The following is a 19,164-nucleotide window of genomic DNA, read 5'->3' as shown; positions in this document are numbered from 1 at the left end:
GCTCCGCCGCCACCGGCGCCGACCCCCACGCGGCAGGCCGACGCCCGCGGGCGGGCCGATCAGGCAACAGCAGACGGCCGACACCGCGGCGAACGCGCCGACCTGACGGGTGTTCGCGTCGAGGAGTCCGACGGCGCCCGCGGGCAGGAAACGCGCCTCTGATCCGGGCAACACCGGCGCGCTCCCGTCGGTCGCGTCAACTCGCCGTCGCCGACGACGCTTTGGAGTGACCGTCCCGGCAGCCCTCGGCGCGGCGCATCCCTCGAAACGGTGAAACCGGCGGTCCGGAGCCGTCGGGCGTCGGCGGACGCGCTCGGGCCGGTCGCGCGGTGGCGGCGGGCCGGGCGGTCCGTACCCCTACTGACGGGTACGGGCCACCGTGTCGTGTATGGGGCGTCTCGATGTCACCGACGGGGCATCGGGGAGGTAGGGTCGGGGGTGGTCGGGGACATCCCATACAGCTCGCCGGCAAACGAAAGCCGGCGTACCAACGAGGAGATCGGTTCGTGACGATCCGCGTAGGCATCAACGGCTTTGGCCGCATCGGTCGTAACTACTTCCGCGCGCTGCTGGAGCAGGGTGCAGACATCGAGATCGTGGCTGTCAACGACCTGGGTGACACCGCGACCACCGCCCACCTGCTGAAGTACGACACCATCCTGGGCCGCCTCAAGCAGGAGGTCTCCCACACCGCCGACACCATCACCGTCGACGGCCACACCATCAAGGTGCTCTCCGAGCGCGACCCCGCCAACATCCCGTGGGGCGAGCTGGGCGTCGACCTCGTCATCGAGTCGACCGGCATCTTCACCAAGCGTGAGGACGCCGCCAAGCACATCGCCGGTGGCGCCAAGAAGGTCATCATCTCGGCTCCGGCCAAGGATGAGGACATCACCATCGTGATGGGCGTCAACCAGGACAAGTACGACGCGGCCAACCACCACGTCATCTCCAACGCCTCCTGCACCACCAACTGTGTGGCGCCGATGGCGAAGGTCCTGGACGAGAACTTCGGCATCGTCAAGGGCCTGATGACGACGGTGCACGCGTACACGAACGACCAGCGCATCCTGGACTTCCCGCACAAGGACCTGCGTCGCGCCCGGGCCGCCGCGGAGAACATCATCCCGACCACCACCGGCGCCGCCAAGGCCACCGCCCTGGTGCTGCCGCAGCTCAAGGGCAAGCTGGACGGCATCGCCATGCGCGTCCCGGTCCCGACCGGCTCGGTCACCGACCTGGTCGTCGAGCTGGGCCGCGAGGTCACCAAGGAAGAGGTCAACGCCGCCTTCCAGAAGGCCGCCGAGGGCGAGCTGAAGGGCCTCCTCGACTACACCGAGGACGCGATCGTCTCCTCCGACATCGTCAACGCCCCGGCGTCCTGCACCTTCGACTCCTCCCTGACCATGGTCCAGGAGGGCAAGAACGTGAAGGTCATCGGCTGGTACGACAACGAGTGGGGCTACTCCAACCGCCTCGTCGACCTGACCGTCTTCGTCGGCGGCCAGCTCTGATCGCCACCCCAGGCGCCACTTCGATGTGAGTGCAGGGCTCGGGCAGCGCACGGCGCGCGGTCCGGGCCCTTACGCGCGTGTTCAGCCCTCGTACGATCACGAGCCCCTCTCCGGGAGTCCCATCCATGAAGACGATCGACGAACTCCTCGCCGAAGGCGTCGACGGCAAGCGGGTCTTCGTCCGCGCCGACCTCAACGTCCCGCTCGCCGACGGCGTCATCACCGACGACGGCCGCATCCGCGCCGTCCTGCCCACCATCAAGGCCCTCGCCGAGGCGGGCGCCAAGGTGGTCGTCGCCTCCCATCTGGGCCGCCCCAAGGGCGCCCCGGACCCCGCCTTCTCGCTGCTGCCCGCCGCCGAGCGGCTGGGTGAACTCCTCGGCGCACCGGTCGCGTTCGCCCAGGACACCATCGGCCCCGCCGCCCACGACGCCGTCGACGGCCTGCAGCCCGGCCAGGTCGCGGTCATCGAGAATCTGCGCTTCAACCCCGGCGAGACAGCCAAGGACGACACCGCGCGCGGCGAGTTCGCCGACCGGCTGGCCGCCCTCGCGGACGTCTACGTCGGTGACGGCTTCGGCGCCGTGCATCGCAAGCACGCCTCCGTCTTCGACCTCCCGGCCCGGCTGCCGCACTACGCCGGCTACCTCATCGCCACCGAGGTCGGTGTGCTGAAGAAGCTCACCGAGGACGTCAAGCGCCCCTACGCCGTCGCGCTCGGCGGTGCCAAGGTCTCCGACAAGCTCGCCGTCATCGACGAGCTGCTCGGCAGGGCCGACCGGCTCCTCATCGGCGGCGGCATGGCCTACACCTTCCTCAAGGCCAAGGGATACGAGATCGGCGTCTCCCTCGCCCAGGAGGACCAGCTCCCGGTGGTCACCGAGTACCTGGAGCGCGCCGAGAAGCAGGGCGTCGAGCTGCTGCTCCCGGTCGACGTCGTGGTCGCCCCCGCCTTCCCGGACCTGAAGGCCAAGGCGGCGACCGAGCACTCCGTGGTTGACGCGGACAAGATCCCCGCCGACCAGATGGGCCTGGACATCGGCCCGAGGACCGGAGAGCTGTACGCCGCGAAGCTCGCCGACGCCGCGACCGTCTTCTGGAACGGTCCCATGGGCGTCTTCGAACACCCCGACTACGCCGAGGGCACCAAGACGGTCGCCCAGGCCCTCGTCGACACGGACGGCTTCACCGTCGTCGGCGGCGGAGACTCCGCCGCGGCCGTGCGCACGCTCGGCTTCGACGAGACCGCATTCGGCCACATCTCGACCGGTGGCGGCGCCTCCCTCGAATACCTAGAGGGCAAGACGCTCCCCGGCCTCGCCGCACTGGAGGACTGACCAAGCATGAGCACGCGCACGCCGCTGATGGCGGGCAACTGGAAGATGAACCTCAACCACCTGGAGGCCATCGCACACGTCCAGAAGCTCGCCTTCGCCCTGGCCGACAAGGACTACGAGGCCGTCGAGGTCGCCGTCCTGCCGCCCTTCACCGACCTGCGCTCCGTGCAGACCCTGGTCGACGGCGACAAGCTCAAGATCAAGTACGGGGCCCAGGACATCTCGGCGCACGACTCCGGCGCCTACACCGGCGAGATCTCCGGGCCGATGCTGGCCAAGCTGAAGTGCACCTATGTGGTCATCGGCCACTCCGAGCGCCGCCAGTACCACCGCGAGACCGACGAGCAGGTCAACGCCAAGGCCAAGGCCGCCTTCAAGCACGGCCTGACCCCGATCCTGTGCGTCGGTGAGGAGCTGGACGTCCGCGAGGCGGGCGACCATGTCTCGCACACCCTCGCGCAGGTCGAGGGTGGTCTGAAGGACCTCACGGCCGAGCAGGTCGAGCAGGTCGTGATCGCCTACGAGCCCGTGTGGGCCATCGGCACCGGCAAGGTCTGCGGGGCCGGGGACGCCCAGGAGGTCTGCGCGGCCGTCCGCGGCAAGATCGCCGAGCTGTACACGCAGGACGTGGCCGACAAGGTGCGCATCCAGTACGGCGGCTCCGTGAAGTCGGGCAACGTCGCCGAGATCATGGCCCAGCCCGACGTCGACGGCGCCCTGGTCGGCGGCGCCTCGCTGGACGCCGACGAGTTCGTCAAGATCGTCCGCTTCCGCGACCAGTGAGCCTCCGGGGCGCGGCCCCGGAGGCGGTCCGGCGACGCCGCGAGTAGGCGGCAGCGGAGATCCGTCGTACCCTGGCGGGGGTCGGCAGGCGCCTGTCGGCCCCCGTCGTCCATCCGAATCCGAGGAAGTTGGTCCAGCCGTGGTTTTGGGGTTCTCGATCGCCCTGATCGTCTTCAGCCTGCTGCTGATGCTGCTGGTGCTGATGCACAAGGGGAAGGGCGGCGGCCTCTCCGACATGTTCGGTGGCGGCATGCAGTCGTCCGTCGGCGGCTCCTCGGTCGCCGAGCGCAACCTCGACCGGATCACCCTGGTGGTCGGTCTGCTGTGGTTCACGTGCATCATCGTGCTCGGCCTGCTCATGAAGACGAACAGTTGAGTGACGCGTACGTTGCGAACGTAAGGCCCCATGTTCGGTACGCCCCTCTGGGCGCGGCCTATCATGGGGCTTGCGTCTGGTTGAGGGGGACGGTAACTCCAAGCACTGGACGCGCGTTGGGCCTTACGTAGACTGAGGCGCTCGCAGCGAAGCGAAACGCCGACTCGCTTTGCGGCACCATCACGCAGGGAGTTACGACCGTGGCAAGTGGCAACGCGATCCGAGGAAGCCGGGTCGGGGCGGGGCCGATGGGCGAGGCCGAGCGGGGCGAGTCCGCCCCGCGTCTGCGCATCTCCTTCTGGTGCTCCAACGGGCACGAGACGCAGCCCAGCTTCGCCAGTGACGCGCAGGTTCCCGAGACCTGGGACTGCCCGCGCTGCGGCTTCCCGGCCGGACAGGACCGGGACAACCCGCCGGACCCGCCGCGCACCGAGCCGTACAAGACGCATCTCGCGTATGTACGGGAGCGGCGCAGCGACGCGGACGGCGAGGCGATCCTCGCCGAGGCACTCGCCAAACTCCGCGGCGAGATCTAGCAGTTGAGAACCGGCCGGGTGCCCGAGGGCACCCGGCCGGAGCCGTTGTGCGGGTCCGTCGGCACCGTCCGCGGACCGATTGTCAGTGGTGCCCTCTACGGTTTGTGCATCGGCGAATCGTGAGGGGGGACGCATGGCGGCGGTCATGGCGGTGGGCAGGAGCGCACCCGTGTGGCGCGGGGGATTCGGACGGCTGTGGACGGCCGCCGTCGTCTCCCGCTTCGGGGACGCGCTGCGCGCCGCCGCGCTGCCCCTGATCGCGGTGCGGCTCACCGACGACTCCCTCGCCGTCGCCGCCGTGACCGCCTGCGGTTACGCTCCGTGGCTGCTGTTCGGCCTCCTCGGCGGCGCCGTCGCGGACCGGGTGGACCAGCGGCGGGCGATGTGGACGGTGGACACGGCACGGGGCCTGCTCGTCGCCGGTTTCGCGCTCGCGGTCGGCCTGGGCCACGCGTCGATCCCCCTGCTGCTCGTGCTGGCCTTCGCGCTGACCACGCTCCAGACGGTCTTCGACAACGCCTCCACGGCCCTGCTGCCGTCCCTGGTGGACCGCGAGAGCCTGGGCGGCGCGAACGCCCGGCTGATGACCGGCCAGCAGGTCGCGGGCGGGCTGCTGGCGGGACCATGCGTGCCGCTGCTCCTGGTCGGCGGCGCGTTCCTGCCGTTCGCGGCCGACGCGGGCACCTATCTGCTGGCCGCCGTGCTCGTCGCCTCCCTGCCGGTCCGGCCGCCCGGACGGCAGCCGCGCCCGTCGGGCAGCACCCTGCGAGGCGAGATCGGCGAGGGACTGCGCCACCTGTGGCGCGACCGGCCGCTGCGCGCGGTCTGCGCCGCCACCCTGCTGTGCAACATAGGCATGGGCGCCCTGATCGCCACACTGGTGCTGCACGTCACCCGCTGGCTGCACGCCGGAACCACGGGATACGCCGCCGGACTCACGGCGTACTCGGCGGGCAGCATCGCCGGCGGCCTGCTCGCCCAGCGGATCGCTCGCCGCACCGGACGAGTGCGGGCCCTGCTGTTCGCCGGCGCCGTGCAGACGGCGTCGCTGCTGCTCATCGGCTGTGTCCGGTACCTGCCCGCGCTGCTGGCCGGCATGCTGCTGCTCGGCGCGATGAGCCTGGTGTGGAACGTCAACCAGGTCACGCTGATGCAGCAGCGCAGCCCGGGCCCGATGGCGGGCCGCATCGCCTCCGCCTTCCGTACGGCCTCGGCCTCCGGCGCCCCGCTCGGCGCCCTCCTCGGCGGCGCCGTGGCCGGGGCTTACGGGTCCAATGGACCGGCCCTGCTTGCGGCGGGCCTGTTCGCACTGGCGGTCGCCTCGTTGATACCGGCGGGCAAGCCGGACGTATCTGTTGTTGCGCCGCAGGACGGCGCGACGGGACATCATGTCACGCCGTGATCAACTAGGTTGGGACCGGCAGCGGGGCAAGGAACGCAGCAGGACAGATGTAGGAAAGAAGGCTGAAGTCCGAAATGAACGCAGACGGCCGTATCCGGCTCGATCAGATGCCCGAGTGGACCGCGCTGGCGGAGCACCGCGAGCAGCTCGCCGACACCCGTCTGCGGGATCTGTTCGCCGCCGACCCGGGGCGCGGCACCGGCTACACGCTTCAGGTCGGCGACCTGTACGTCGACTACTCGAAGCAGCTCGTCACCGACGAGACGCTGCGGCTGCTGCGTGAGCTGGCCGCCGCGACCGACGTGTTCGGGCTGCGGGACGCGATGTTCCGCGGCGAGAAGATCAATGTCACGGAGCACCGCGCCGTGCTGCACACGGCGCTGCGCGCCCCGCGTGACGCGGTGATCGAGGTCGACGGGGAGAACGTGGTCCCCGCCGTGCACGCGGTGCTCGACAAGATGGCCGGCTTCGCCGAGCGGGTCCGCTCCGGTGCCTGGACGGGACAGACCGGCAGGCGCATCAGGAACGTGGTGAACATCGGCATCGGCGGCTCCGACCTCGGTCCGGCGATGGCGTACGAGGCGCTGCGGGCGTACACGGACCGGGAGATGACGTTCCGTTTCGTGTCGAACGTGGACGGCGCCGACCTGCACGAGGCCACCCGTGACCTGGATCCCGCGGAAACCCTGTTCATCGTCGCCTCGAAGACCTTCACCACCATCGAGACGATCACCAACGCGGCCTCGGCCCGCGACTGGCTGCTGGCGGGCCTCGGCGGTGACGTGAAGGCGGTGGCGCGGCACTTCGTGGCGCTGTCGACGAACGCGCAGAAGGTCGCCGCGTTCGGTATCGACCCGGACAACATGTTCGAGTTCTGGGACTGGGTCGGCGGCCGGTACTCCTTCGACTCGGCGATCGGCCTGTCCCTGATGATCGCCGTCGGCCCGGACCGTTTCCGGGAGATGCTGGCCGGTTTCCGCCTGGTCGACGAGCACTTCCGTACGGCGCCTCCCGAGGCCAATGTGCCGCTGCTGCTGGGGCTGTTGGGTGTCTGGTACGGCGGTTTCTTCGACGCGCAGTCGCATGCGGTGCTGCCCTACAGCCACTATCTGTCGAGGTTCACCGCCTATCTGCAGCAGCTGGACATGGAGTCCAACGGCAAGTCCGTGGACCGGGACGGGAACCGGGTGGCGTGGCAGACCGGGCCGGTCGTATGGGGAACGCCGGGCACCAACGGGCAGCACGCCTACTACCAGCTCATCCACCAGGGCACGAGGCTGATCCCCGCTGACTTCATCGGCTTCGCCGAGCCGGTGGCCGAGCTGGGCGGTGAACTCGCGGCCCAGCACGACCTGCTGATGGCGAACTTCTTCGCCCAGACCCAGGCGCTGGCCTTCGGCAAGACCGCCGAGGAGGTGCGTGCGGAGGGGGTGCCGGAGGAACTGGTGGCGCACAAGACGTTCCGCGGCGACCGGCCGACGACCACGATCCTTGCGCGTGAGCTGACCCCGTCGGTGCTCGGGCAGCTGATCGCCCTGTACGAGCACAAGGTGTTCGTCCAGGGCGCGGTCTGGAACATCGACTCCTTCGACCAGTGGGGCGTCGAGCTGGGCAAGGTCCTCGCCAAGCGCGTCGAACCCGCCCTCACCGAAGGCGCCGAGGTCGAGGGCCTGGACGAGTCCACGCGGGCCCTGGTCGCCACGTACCGGGAACTGCGCGGCCGGAGCTGAGCGCGGCACCGGCGCCGAGCGGGAGCCCCCGGGCGGAAGGCCGGAGCCGGGAGCCCTCCGGGCGGGCGGCCGGAGTTGAGCGCGGTCAGGCCACCGCGCTCAGCGTGTCCGCCAGCCGCCGCTGCGCCGAGCGGGCCGCGGGCAGGGCCGCCAGCGCGGCGGCGCCCAGCACCGCGCCCGCGCCCAGCACCAGCAGCAGGCCGGGGGAGGGGGACTGGGCGATTCCGCTGCCGATGCCGCTGGAGCTGCCCTGGGCGTCGATCAGCCAGCGCGCCAGGGGCACCCCCAGCGCCATGCCGACGAGGACCGCCGCCAGGGCCGTACAGCCGGTCGCCGTGACCGTGATCGCGGTGATCTGCCGTGGGGACATGCCGCTCGCCTTGAGCGCGGGCAGGTCCCGCTCGCTCTCGCGGACGGTCCCGCCGATCGCGGTGAGCAGTTCGATCAGCCCGATGAGGGCGAGGACGGCGACCACGCCGACGACGACCCCGCGCAGCGGGGACAGCCCGTCGGCCGGGTTCGGCACGGCGTGCACGTCCAGGTGCCCGCGCCCGGCCCGGGCCAGGTCGGCGGCGACCCGGTGCGGCTGGGCACCCGGGTGCAGCCGTAGCTGGTAGAGACCGGGGGCCAGCCGGGGGTCGTTCTCGCGGAGCGTGTCCAGCGAGGTGGAGACGACCCGGCCGGCGTTCTCCGGTTCGATGCTGCGGCCCACGATGTGCAGGATCTGCGGCCGGTCGCCCACGGTCATCCGCACCCAGTCGCCGACGTGCGCCTCCAGCAGGTCGAGCAGCCCCTGGCCGGCCACCGCCTCGTCCGGGCCGGTCGCCGGGCGTCCCTCGGCGAGCGCGTACGGGTAGGGGTCCTGGCGGGTGCCCAGGCCGCGCAGGGCGATCGTGGCGGTCTGGCCGGGGACCAGGGCGGCGACCTCGACCCCGGGGTAGGCGGCGGCGACGTCGGGGTCGGACTCCAGCAGGGCCCGCGCCTCCCGGTCGCTCAGGCTGCCGTCCGTACGGGCGGTGAGGGTGGCCGCGAGGCCCACGTGCTGCGGATCGCGGTGGACCCGGTCGATCGTGGTCCAGGCGCTGAGGGCCACCACGATCAGCAGCAGCGGCAGCGCCAGCCGTCCCACGGTGGCCAGCGAGCGGCGACGGCCGGTGTACGCCGTGTGGCAGCCGAGGACCAGCGCGGGCGGCAGGCCGAGCCCGAGGGCGAGCCGGCCCGCCCGTGCCAGCCGCCCGTCGGCCGGGGCCGCCGGGCGCGGCACCGGCACCGGCGGCACCCGCCCCGCCCGCCAGGCCGCGAGGGACGTGGTCAGCCCGATGAGCAGCACCGCGCCCACGGGCACGGCGAGCAGGGTCAGGGTGTGCCCCGGCAGCCCCTGCCACACACCCACCGCGTCGCCGAGCCGCCCGGGGATCCGGTGGCCCAGACCCTCGGTGAGCGCCGCGGCGGCCAGTGCGCCGAGGACGGCGTAGGCGATGTGTTGGAGCAGGAAGATCCGCACCACCTGGCCGGGGGTGAACCCGATCGCCTTCAGCACCGAGATGTCCCGCAGATGGCCACGGATACGGGTGCCGATCGCGCCGTGCACCGCGAACCCGGCCGCGACCAGCGCGCTCAGGCCGAACAGCCCCAGTACCTGGCCGAGGAGCCGACTGTCGCCCTGTGCCTCGGCCCGCGCCTGCTGCCAGGTGGAGACCTCGCCGACCGCGCCCGCGCCCAGTGCCGTGACGGCCCGCTGCACGGCGTAGTCGGTGTCGTCGGGATCGGCGAGGCGCAGCCCGACGACCTGGCCGCGGGGGTCGCGCACGGCGGCGGGCGGCGCCCAGACGAGTCCGGGCTGCTCACCTGGGCTGTAGCGGGGCTCGGGGCTGTCGGCGACGCCCACGACCGTCAGGGCCCGGGCCGTGCCGGGCAGGGTCAGGACGTCCCCGGGCTCGGCCAGCAGGGCCCGGGCGAGCCGGCTCTCCAGGACGACGCCGTCGGGGTCGGAGGGCCGCAGCCAGTGGCCGGAGGCGAGCAGCGGGCGGCCCACGGCCGGTCGCTCCGGTGTGCTGCGCAGCTCGACGGAGGCGCGGGTGCCGCGGGACGAGACGGTGACCTTCTCGGTGGCGTAGGGGCCGGCGAGGGCCCGGACGCCGTCCAGCCGGGCGAGCCGCGCGGTGTCCGCGGTCTGCGCCGTGTGGATCCACACGTGCGCGCCGCGGGACTGGGCGAAGACCCGCTGCCAGGGGTTGGTCGCATAGCCGAACAGGGCGGTCGCCAGCAGCAGCGAGACGACGATGCCGACGGTGGCGAGCACCAGGAACAGTGCCTCGCCGCGGTGCGTCCGCAGATCGGAGTGCGCCCAGCGCAACGTGGCCCGCACCGGCTCAGCCCCTCGTCCCGCTCGTCCCGCGCACGGGGATACGTCCCGTCCCGCGCATGGCGGTACGTCCCGTCCCGCGCACGGCGGTACGCCCCGTCCCGCGGCGCGCCCCCGGGCGGGGGCCGTGAAGGTCGTCGTCCACCGCGGCTCAGTCCCTCAGCTCCAGCACGCCGGATGTCCCGGTCCGGCGCGGCGGTGCGGCGTCCAGCGCGGCGTCGTCGGCGATCCGGCCGTCGAAGAAGCAGATCACCCGGTCCGCGGCGCTGGCCAGCCGGGCGTCGTGGGTGACCAGCAGGATGGTCTGGCCGCGGTCGTGGAAGCGGGACAGCAGCCGCATCACCTCGCGGGTGCCCCTGCTGTCGAGGCTGCCCGCGGGTTCGTCGGCGAGCAGCAGGGGAGGGTGGTTGACCAGCGCCCGGGCGAGGGCGACCCGCTGCTGCTCGCCGCCGGACAACTCGCCCGGCATGCTGCACTCCTTGCCGGTCAGCCCCAACTCGTCCAGCAGTTCCCGCCGTTCGGCCCGGGCCCGCTTCGGCGGGACGCCGGCGAGCAGTGCGGGCAGTTCGACATTGTCGGCGACGGACAGGTTGGAGACCAGGTTGAAGAACTGGAAGACGATCCCGATGCGCTTTCTGCGCTCCACCGCCCAGCGCGCCTCGCTGTAGGAGTCGGTGCACGCGCCGTCCAGCCGGATGCTGCCGGCGTCGGGCCGCTGCAGCCCGCCGAGCAGATGGAGCAGGGTCGACTTGCCGGCGCCGGAGGGGCCGGTGACCGCCACGAACTCGCCGCGGGCCACGGACAGATCGACGCCGCGCACGGCGTGCGCCGGCGCGCCACGGCCGTGGTGGGTCTTGACCAGACCCTCGGCCCACAACGCCGGAGCGCTCGGGCGGTTGGTCACTCCGGCTCCTCCAGTTCCTCCTGGCACCGCTCCAGCCAGTCCAGGTCGGCCTGCAGGTGCAGCATCGCCCCCTCGATGAGCAGGTGGGCGATGCGGTTGTCCCGGTTCTCGGCGGCGGCCAGTCTCGACAGGTTGCGCATGGTGTTGAGGTACTGGCGCCGCTGCTTGTTGATGAGGGCGAGCTGGTCGGCGAGTCCGGTCTGCGGGGCGAGGGCCAGCTTCATGAAGAACTCGTCCCGCACCCGCGGTTCGTCCTCGGGCTCCGCGAACCAGCCGCGCAGCGCCTCACGCCCGGCGTCGGTGAGGTGGTAGATCTTCTTGTTGGGCCGACTGCTCTGCTCGACCTCCTCGCCCTCGATCAGGCCCTGCTTCTCCAAGCGGCCGAGGGTCACATAGATCTGGCCGACGTTCGGCTGAGGGTACGCGGAGCCCAGCAGTTGCTCAAGGCCCTGTTTCAGCTCGTAGCCGTGGGCGGGGCCGCGCGCGAGGAGGGCCAGGAGGGGCAGGCGCACTCGTGCAGTCCTCCTGTTCTCGTGCTGTGCTCCAGGCCCTAGTATCGCCCATACCTAACAGGTATACATGGCCGCACCGGGCGGGGGTGCCCGGCGCCGGGGGTGCAAGGAGGAACCTATGCGGTGGATGCGCGCCGCCGGTAGGGGCCTCCTCTCTCTCACCGTGGTCCTGGCCGGTTATCTGGCCTCCGGCGCCCGGGTCGACGAGGGCGGCGGGGGCCGCGGGCCGCTGACCCTGGCCACCGCGGGCGACCTCACCGGCTATCTCGGCCCCCTGTTGGCGGGCTGGAATCGCACGCATCCCGCCGAGCGGGTCACCCTCGTGGAGCTTCCGGACTCCGCCGACGAGACCCGCGCGCAGATGGCCACCGACCTGCGCGGCGGTGACCGAAGCCGCTTCGACGTGCTCAACATCGACGTCAACTGGACCTCGGAGTTCGCCGCGGCGGGCTGGATCCGCCCGCTGCCGCGCGACCGGTTCCCGCTGGACGCCTTTCTGCCGCCGGTCGTCGACACGGCGACCTACAACGGCCGGCTGTACGCGGTGCCGTACGTCACCAACGCCGGACTGCTGCTGTACCGCGCGGACATCCTGGCGAAGGAGCACGTTGCCCCGCCGCGCACCTGGGACGAGCTGGCGCACCTCGCGCGGACCGTCGCGCCGAAGTACGGACTCGACGGCTACGCGGGCCAGTTACTGCCCTACGAGGGACTCACCGTCAACGCGGCCGAGGCCGTCTACTCGGCGGGCGGCACGATCCTCGGCGACGAGGGCACCCGGGTCACCGTGGACTCGGCGGCGGCCCGCGAGGGCATCGGCTTCCTGGTCCGTGGGGTGCGCGAGGGCTGGATCCCCGAGCAGGCGCTGACGTACAAGGAGGAGGAGTCCAAGCAGGCGTTCCAGGACGGCCGGCTGCTCTTCCTGCGCAACTGGCCGTACGCGTACGTCGGTGCGTCGGCCGAGGGCTCCGCGGTCGCCGGGAAGATCGGCGCCGTACCGCTGCCGGGTCCCGATGGGCCGGGCACCAGCGTCCTCGGCGGCTCGAATCTGGCCGTCAACACGCATGCCAGGCACGCCGATTCGGCCGCCCGGCTGATCGCCTACCTCACCAGCGAGCCCGTCCAGCGCCAGGTCCTCACCCGCGGCGCCCTGCCGCCGGTGCGCGCCGCGCTCTACGAAGACCCGGACCTCATCCGGCAGTTCCCCTATCTGCCGACCCTGCGGGCCGCCGTGCTCTCGGCGGCCCCGCGTCCCAAGAGCCCGCGCTACGACCAGGTCAGCCTGGTGGTGCAGGCAGTCGTGCACGACGCGCTGACCGGGCAGGAGACGCCCGAGAGCGCGGTGCGACGGCTGGCACGGGAGCTGGCGGCCATCTCTCGTCGATAGTTACCTGTTAGGTAACGCGCGCATCTCATCTGTGCCCTCGCTGGGTTGACAAGTCCGGATTTGAACCCCCAACTCCGCAGTAGTTTCCGTCCACTTCATTGACACCCTCATGAAACGAATACCTAACATGCATGCATAACCGTTAGCACGCACAGACAGGTCGACGGGGTGAGTTCCCAGCACATCGACGCGCACCGCTGGTGGCGCGACGCAGTGATCTACCAGGTGTACGTCCGCAGCTTCCTGGACAGCACCGGCGACGGCATCGGCGATCTGGCCGGGGTCAGGGCCGGGCTGCCGTACCTGAAGAAGCTCGGCGTCGACGGAATATGGCTGAGCCCCTTCTATCCGTCCCCCCAGCACGACCATGGCTACGACGTGGCCGACTACTGCGACGTCGACCCGCTCTTCGGCGACCTCGCCGAGTTCGACCTGCTGATGGCCGCCGCCCGGCGCCTCGGCATCAAGGTGCTCCTGGACATCGTCCCCAACCACTGCTCCAGCGAGCACCCCTGGTTCCGCGCCGCCCTCGCCGCGGCGCCCGGCGACGCGGCCCGCGCCCGCTTCCACTTCGCCGACGGCCGTGGCCCGGGCGGCGCCGAGCCACCCAACAACTGGCACGCCATGTTCGGCGGCCCCGCCTGGTCCCGGGTCACCGAGCCCGACGGCCGCCCGGGCCAGTGGTACCTGCATATGTTCACCCCCGAGCAGCCCGACTGGAACTGGCGCACCCCCGAGGTCGCCGCCGAGTTCGAACGCACCCTGCGGTTCTGGCTCGACCGGGGCGTCGACGGCTTCCGCATCGACGTCGCCGCCGGCCTCTACAAGCACCCGGACCTGCCCGACTCACCGGACCCCGAGGCCGACGCCCGCACCCGCGACTCGGTCAACCCGCTCGCCTGGAACCAGCCCGAGGTGCACGACGTGTGGCGGCGCTGGCGCACGGTGTGCGAGGAGTACACGACATGCGACGGCCGCGAACGGCTGCTCGTCGGCGAGGTCTCCGTCCCCACCGCCCGCGAACACGCCCGCTACGTCCGCCCCGACGAACTCCAGCAGGCGTTCTTCTTCGACCTGCTCAGCGCCCCCTGGGACGCCGACGCCTTCCGCAAGGTCATCTCCGAGGCCATGCAGGACATCGCCGGTACCGGCTCCACGGTCACCTGGGTCCTCAACAACCACGACCAGGTCCGCACCGTCACCCGCTACGGCGAACCGGCCACCGGGGGCAGCGGGCTCGGCCCCGCCCGCGCCCGCGCCGCGGCGCTGCTCATGCTGGCGCTGCCCGGCGCCGCCTACATCTACCAAGGCGAGGAACTCGGCCTGCCCGAGGTCGTCGACCTGCCCGACGACGTGCTCACCGACCCCATCTTCCGGCGCACCGGAAGTCGCGCCCGGATCCGGGACGGCTGCCGGGTGCCGCTGCCCTGGTCCGGGCACGCCTCCCCGTTCGGCTTCACCTCCGGCGCCGAGGGCGCCAAACCGTGGCTGCCACAGCCCGAGTACTTCGCCGAGTACGCCACCGACCGGGCTGTCACCGACACCCGCTCCTTCTGGCACCTCTACCGCGACGGCCTGCAACTGCGGTCCGCGTTGCCCCAGTTGGGCGAGGGCACGCTCGACTGGCTGCAGTGCCCGCCGGGCGTGCTGGCCTTCGTCCGCGGCGACGGCCTGGTCTGCGCCGTCAACTTCACCACCGCCCCCACGCCCGCGCCCGTCGCCGGCACCCCCCTGCTGTCCAGCGGCCCCTGCCCGGTAGGGGTGCTGCCCGGCTCCACCGCGGCCTGGTGGATGAGCGACCTCTGACCCGGCCGCCCGAGATCCGTTCCCTGTCACCCCGTCAGTTCCCCCACCCAAAGCCATTTTGAAGGGACATCAACGATGATGCGACGACGTACGACGCTGCTCACCTCCTGCACCGCCCTCGCCCTGGCGCTCGGCGCGACCGCCTGCGGCGGCGACGAGCCCGTCTCGGCCGGCGGCGGCGACAAGGCGCTCAGCGGCCAGACGGTCACCGTGGCCGGGGTCTGGTCCGGCACCGAGCAGAAGAACTTCCAGAAGGTGCTGGACGCCTTCACCGAGAAGACCGGCGCCAAGACGCAGTTCATGTCCACCGGCGACAACGTCTCCACCGTCGTCGGCAGCAAGATCGAGGGCGGCAACGCGCCCGACGTGGTGATGGTCCCGCAGGTCGGCGTGCTCCAGCAGTTCGCGAAGGAGGGCTGGCTCGAACCGCTGTCCAAGACCGCCCAGCAGAGCATCGACGCCGGCTACGCCCGCGTGTGGCGCACCTACGGCAGCGTCGACGACACCCTCTACGGCCTCTACTTCAAGGCCGCCCACAAGTCGACGGTCTGGTACAGCCCCGACGCCCTCGCCCAGGCCGGCGTCAAGCCGCCCACCACGTACGACGAGATGCTGAAGGCGGGCCGCACGGTCTCCGACTCCGGTCTGGCCGCCTTCGCGGTCGCCGGACAGGACGGCTGGACGCTCACCGACTGGTTCGAGAACGTCTACCTCTCCGAGGCCGGCCCCGAGAAGTACGACGCCCTCGCCACGCACAAGCTGAAGTGGACCGACCCGAGCGTGGTCGAGGCGCTCACCACCCTCGGCAAGCTCTTCAAGGACAAGCAGCTGGTCGCCGGCGGCCAGAAGGAGGCCCTCAACACCGATTTCCCCGGCTCGGTGGAGAAGGTGTTCGGACCCAAGCCCGAGGCCGGGATGGTCTATGAGGGCGACTTCGTCGCCGGTGTCGCCCACGACCAGTTCGGGCGGACCGTCGGCAAGGACGCCGACTTCTTCCCGTTCCCGGCGGTCGACGGCGGCACCGCGCCCGTCGTCAGCGGCGGCGACGCGGCCGTCGTCCTCAAGGACGGCAAGAACGCCAAGGCCGGCATGAAGCTCCTGGAGTACCTGGCCACCCCCGAGGCGGCGGCCGTATGGGCCAAGGCCGGCGGCTTCCTGTCCCCGAACAAGAAGCTGGACCTGGCCGCCTACGGCGACGAGGTCACCCGCGCCACCGCCAAGTCCCTGGTCGGCGCCGGCGACTCGGTCCGCTTCGACATGTCCGACCAGGCACCCGCGGCCTTCGGCGGCACCAAGGGTACCGGCGAGTGGAAGCTCCTCCAGGACTTCCTGCGCGACCCGTCCGACCCCAAGGCGACCGCGGCTCGGCTGGAGGACGCGGCGGCCAAGGCATACCAGGACTGACCTGCCATGAACGCAACCACCATGACCACACCGAAGGAGGCGGGCCCGCCCGCCGCCGGTGCGACGCGGAAGCGCCGCACCCGGCGGCGGGGCCGGATCATCGCCCTGCTCTTCGTCCTCCCCGCCCTGCTCCTGCTCGGCGCCCTCGTCGTCTACCCGGTGCTGTTCTCTGTCGGCCGCAGCTTCTTCGACGCCTCCGGCACCCGCTTCGTCGGCGGCGACAACTACACCGAGATGTTCCGCGACCCGGCCACCCTCAAGGCCATCCGGAACACGGCCGTCTGGGTCGTCGTCGCCCCGATACTGCTCACCGGGCTCGGCCTGATCCTCGCCGTGCTGGTGGAGAAGGTCCGCTGGGCCACCGCGTTCAAACTGCTGCTGTTCATGCCGATGGCGGTGTCCTTCCTGGCCGCCGGGATCATCTTCCGGCTCGCCTATGACGAGGACCCGGACAAGGGCGTACTGAACGCGGCCGTGGTCTCCGTCCACGACGCCGTCAAGGGATCCTCGTCGTATCCGACGGCGCGGGCCCGCGAGGGGAACGGGCTGACCCGGGACAGCGACGGCTCGTACCGGGTGAGCGCCGCACCGGGCGACTCCGTGACGCTTCCGATCGTCGGCGTGCTGCCCAAGGACCTGCCCCAGGGCGCCGCGCCCGCCGACCCGTCGGCCGGCCGCGGCGCGGCCCCCGACGAACTGCGCGGCGTCGTCTATCTGGACTTCACACCCGGCGGGGGAGGCACCCGGGGCAAGGTCGACCAGGGGGAGAGCGGACTGCCCGAGATGAAGGTCGAGGCGGTGCGCGACGGACGGACCGTGGCGAGCACCACGACCGCGTCCGACGGCTCCTTCCGCCTGACCGGGCTCGCCGCCGGCACCTATACGGTGAAGCTGCCCGCGGACAACTTCGCACCCCCCTACCGGGGCGTCTCCTGGCTGGGTCCGGCGCTGGTCACCCCGGCGATCATCGGCGCGTATCTGTGGATCTGGACCGGGTTCGCGATGGTGCTGATCGGCGCGGGCCTGGCCACCCTGCCGCGGGACGCGCTGGAGGCCGCGCGGATGGACGGCGCGAGCGAGTGGCAGATCTTCCGGCGGATCACCGTGCCGCTGCTGGCGCCTGTGCTCACCGTCGTCTTCGTGACCCTCGTCATCAACGTGATGAAGGTCTTCGACCTCGTCTACATCATCGCGCCGGGGCCGGTGCAGGAGGACGCGACCGTGCTCGCGACGCAGATGTGGCTGGTGTCCTTCGGCGGCGGCAACAATCAGGGCCTCGGCAGCGCCCTCGGGGTGCTGCTCCTGCTCCTGGTGATCCCCGCGATGGTCCTCAACGTCCGCCGTTTCCGAAGGAGTCAGCGATGAACGCGGTCAGGCGCGGCCTGGGCAACGGGCTGGTCCAGGCGTTCCTGGTGGTGATCGGCCTGATCTGGCTGACTCCGCTCGCGGGGCTGTTCCTGTCCTCGTTGAGATCGGCCGAGGACTCGGCCAAGGGCGGCTGGTGGACGGCGCTGGCCAGCCCCGGGCAGCTGTCCTTCGACAACTACTCGGCGCTGCTGAAGAACGCCGGGATCACCCAGGCGTTCTGGAACACCGTGCTGATCTCGGTGCCGACGACCGTGCTCGTGGTCGTCGTCGCCGCACTGGCCGGATACGCCTTCGCCTGGCTGGACTTCCCGGCCCGCGAACCGCTGTTCCTGCTGGTGGTGGCCCTGCTGGTGGTGCCGGTGCAGATCGGTCTGCTGCCGGTGGCCAAACTCTTCGGCCAGCTCGGGCTGTTCGGCACGATCCCCGGCGTGGTGCTGTTCCATGTCGCGTACGGGCTGCCGTTCGCGGTGTTCCTGCTGCGCAACTACTTCGCCGAGATGCCGAAGGAGATCCTGGAGGCGGCGCGGATGGACGGCGGCAGCGAATGGCGGATCTTCATCCGGCTCGTGCTGCCTGTCGGCCGGCCGGCCATCGCCAGCCTCGCCATCTTCCAGTTCCTGTGGGTGTGGAACGACATGCTGGTCGCCCTGCTGTTCGCGGACACCTCAGCACAGCCGCTGACCGTGGAACTCCAGTCGCAGATACGGCAGTTCGGCAGCAACATCGATGTGCTCGCGCCGGGCGCCTTCCTGTCCCTGATCGTGCCGGTGGTGGTGTTCTTCGCCTTCCAGCGGCACTTTGTGCAGGGCGTGATGGCGGGGTCGGTGAAATGACCGGGGCGGCGGGGCACCGGCCCCGCCGCCCGTCGTGTCACGCCGACGCCGGCGGATACAGCGAGCGCGGCAGCCGGGAGGCCGCCGCCGCGTCCAGCAGCCACAGGGTGCGCTGTCTGCCGTACGCGCCCGCTGCCGGGGCCTGGATCTCGCCCGCGCCGGACAGCGCGATCTGCGCGGCCCGCGCCTTGTCCTCACCGGCCGCGAGCAGCCACACCTCGCGGGCCGCCCGGATCGCCGGGAGGGTCAGGGAGACCCGGGTCGGCGGCGGCTTGGGCGCGCCGTGCACGCCGACCACCGTGCGCTCGGTCTCCCGCACCCCCGGCAGCTCCGGGAAGAGCGAGGCCACATGGGTGTCCGGGCCCACGCCGAGCATCAGCACGTCGAAGGTGGGCACGGCCCCATGGTTCTCGGGGCCCGCGGCCCGGGCCAGCTTCGCCGCGTACGCGTCCGCCGCCGCGTCCACGTCGCCGCCGTACGGGCCGTCCGACGCGGGCATGGGGTGCACGCGCTTCGGGTCCAGCGGTACGGCGTCCAGCAGTGCCTCGCGGGCCTGGGTGACATTGCGTTCCGGATCGCCCTCGGGCAGGAAGCGCTCGTCGCCCCACCACACGTCGAGCCGGGCCCAGTCGACGGCGTCCCGGGCGGGCGCCGCCGCCAGCGCGGCCAGCAGACCGTTGCCGTTGCGCCCGCCGGTCAGCACCACGGACGCGGAGCCGCGGGACGCCTGCGCGTCCACGACCTTGGTGATCAGGCGGGCCGCGGCGGCCTGGGCCATCAGCTCCTTGTCGCGGTGCACGACCAGCTGCGGGGTGCTCACTTCGCCGCCGTCTTCTTCGCCGCGGCCTTCTTCGCGGACGCGGGCGCAGACGCGGACGCGGGCGCGGCCTCGGCCGTCGGGGCGTCC

16 protein-coding genes are annotated in these 19,164 nt (G+C 71.6%); 12 read left to right on the top strand and 4 right to left on the bottom strand.

From position 1 onward, the window contains the following. Positions 1-506 precede the first annotated feature (506 nt). The 7 genes from gap (at position 507) to pgi (ending at position 7,678) form a co-directional block, all read left to right on the top strand. Entirely contained in the window at positions 507-1,514 is a 1,008-nt protein-coding gene (gap, locus tag ACWEKM_RS12405; protein ID WP_451621126.1) for a type I glyceraldehyde-3-phosphate dehydrogenase, read from the top strand. A gap of 125 nt (positions 1,515-1,639) precedes the next feature. Continuing rightward, positions 1,640-2,851: a phosphoglycerate kinase gene (locus ACWEKM_RS12400; protein WP_451621125.1), complete on the top strand. Its 1,212-nt coding sequence runs from the start codon at positions 1,640-1,642 to the stop codon at positions 2,849-2,851. Positions 2,852-2,857: 6 nt separating this feature from the next. Beyond that, positions 2,858-3,634 carry a triose-phosphate isomerase gene (gene tpiA, locus ACWEKM_RS12395; RefSeq protein ID WP_451621124.1) on the top strand — a complete coding sequence of 259 codons (777 nt, stop codon included), beginning with the start codon at positions 2,858-2,860 and terminating at the stop codon, positions 3,632-3,634. 145 nt (positions 3,635-3,779) lie between these two features. Next, the gene (gene secG, locus ACWEKM_RS12390) at positions 3,780-4,010 is read left to right on the top strand and encodes a preprotein translocase subunit SecG (RefSeq protein ID WP_451621185.1); all 231 of its coding nucleotides are present in this window, start codon (positions 3,780-3,782) and stop codon (positions 4,008-4,010) included. 200 nt (positions 4,011-4,210) lie between these two features. Then, complete coding sequence (locus ACWEKM_RS12385) at positions 4,211-4,546, top strand: RNA polymerase-binding protein RbpA (RefSeq protein WP_003976875.1); 336 nt, start codon at positions 4,211-4,213, stop codon at positions 4,544-4,546. A 133-nt stretch (positions 4,547-4,679) separates the two neighbouring features. Then, positions 4,680-5,948 carry an MFS transporter gene (locus tag ACWEKM_RS12380; protein ID WP_451621123.1) on the top strand — a complete coding sequence of 423 codons (1,269 nt, stop codon included), beginning with the start codon at positions 4,680-4,682 and terminating at the stop codon, positions 5,946-5,948. A 74-nt stretch (positions 5,949-6,022) separates the two neighbouring features. After that, positions 6,023-7,678 (top strand): glucose-6-phosphate isomerase, encoded by a 1,656-nt coding sequence (pgi, locus tag ACWEKM_RS12375; RefSeq protein ID WP_451621122.1) that lies wholly within the window; start codon positions 6,023-6,025, stop codon positions 7,676-7,678. Positions 7,679-7,763: 85 nt separating this feature from the next. Here pgi and ACWEKM_RS12370 read toward each other — a convergent pair whose 3' ends face one another. The 3 genes from ACWEKM_RS12370 to ACWEKM_RS12360 form a co-directional block, all read right to left on the bottom strand. Continuing rightward, positions 7,764-10,046 carry an FtsX-like permease family protein gene (locus ACWEKM_RS12370; protein ID WP_451621121.1) on the bottom strand — a complete coding sequence of 761 codons (2,283 nt, stop codon included), beginning with the start codon at positions 10,044-10,046 and terminating at the stop codon, positions 7,764-7,766. A gap of 148 nt (positions 10,047-10,194) precedes the next feature. Then, positions 10,195-10,986 carry an ABC transporter ATP-binding protein gene (locus ACWEKM_RS12365; RefSeq protein ID WP_451621184.1) on the bottom strand — a complete coding sequence of 264 codons (792 nt, stop codon included), beginning with the start codon at positions 10,984-10,986 and terminating at the stop codon, positions 10,195-10,197. Then, positions 10,944-11,459, bottom strand: a complete 516-nt coding sequence (locus ACWEKM_RS12360; RefSeq protein ID WP_451621120.1) for a PadR family transcriptional regulator — start codon at positions 11,457-11,459, stop codon at positions 10,944-10,946. Before ACWEKM_RS12360 ends, ACWEKM_RS12365 begins: the two co-directional genes overlap by 43 nt. 118 nt (positions 11,460-11,577) lie before the next feature. Here ACWEKM_RS12360 and ACWEKM_RS12355 point away from each other — a divergent pair, with 118 nt between their 5' ends. The 5 genes from ACWEKM_RS12355 to ACWEKM_RS12335 all read left to right on the top strand — a co-directional run bounded on the left by ACWEKM_RS12355 (position 11,578) and on the right by ACWEKM_RS12335 (position 18,257). After that, positions 11,578-12,846, top strand: a complete 1,269-nt coding sequence (locus ACWEKM_RS12355; RefSeq protein ID WP_451621119.1) for an ABC transporter substrate-binding protein — start codon at positions 11,578-11,580, stop codon at positions 12,844-12,846. Positions 12,847-13,014: 168 nt separating this feature from the next. Next, positions 13,015-14,652, top strand: a complete 1,638-nt coding sequence (locus ACWEKM_RS12350) for a glycoside hydrolase family 13 protein (RefSeq protein ID WP_451621118.1) — start codon at positions 13,015-13,017, stop codon at positions 14,650-14,652. Positions 14,653-14,727: 75 nt separating this feature from the next. Beyond that, positions 14,728-16,056 carry an ABC transporter substrate-binding protein gene (locus ACWEKM_RS12345; protein ID WP_451621117.1) on the top strand — a complete coding sequence of 443 codons (1,329 nt, stop codon included), beginning with the start codon at positions 14,728-14,730 and terminating at the stop codon, positions 16,054-16,056. Between the two features lie 6 nt (positions 16,057-16,062). Further along, positions 16,063-17,421 carry an ABC transporter permease subunit gene (locus tag ACWEKM_RS12340; RefSeq protein WP_451621116.1) on the top strand — a complete coding sequence of 453 codons (1,359 nt, stop codon included), beginning with the start codon at positions 16,063-16,065 and terminating at the stop codon, positions 17,419-17,421. Beyond that, positions 17,418-18,257 carry a carbohydrate ABC transporter permease gene (locus tag ACWEKM_RS12335; protein WP_451621115.1) on the top strand — a complete coding sequence of 280 codons (840 nt, stop codon included), beginning with the start codon at positions 17,418-17,420 and terminating at the stop codon, positions 18,255-18,257. Before ACWEKM_RS12340 ends, ACWEKM_RS12335 begins: the two co-directional genes overlap by 4 nt. Before the next feature lie 37 nt (positions 18,258-18,294). Here the strand turns inward: ACWEKM_RS12335 and pgl are convergent, their stop codons facing one another. Then, the gene (gene pgl, locus ACWEKM_RS12330) at positions 18,295-19,077 is read right to left on the bottom strand and encodes a 6-phosphogluconolactonase (protein ID WP_451621114.1); all 783 of its coding nucleotides are present in this window, start codon (positions 19,075-19,077) and stop codon (positions 18,295-18,297) included. Positions 19,078-19,164: the final 87 nt, after the last annotated feature.

It is taken from the genome of Streptomyces sp. NPDC004752 (genome assembly GCF_053601275.1).
Note: the sequence above shows the minus strand (reverse complement) of the source record. Positions and strands in the feature narration are given on the sequence as shown.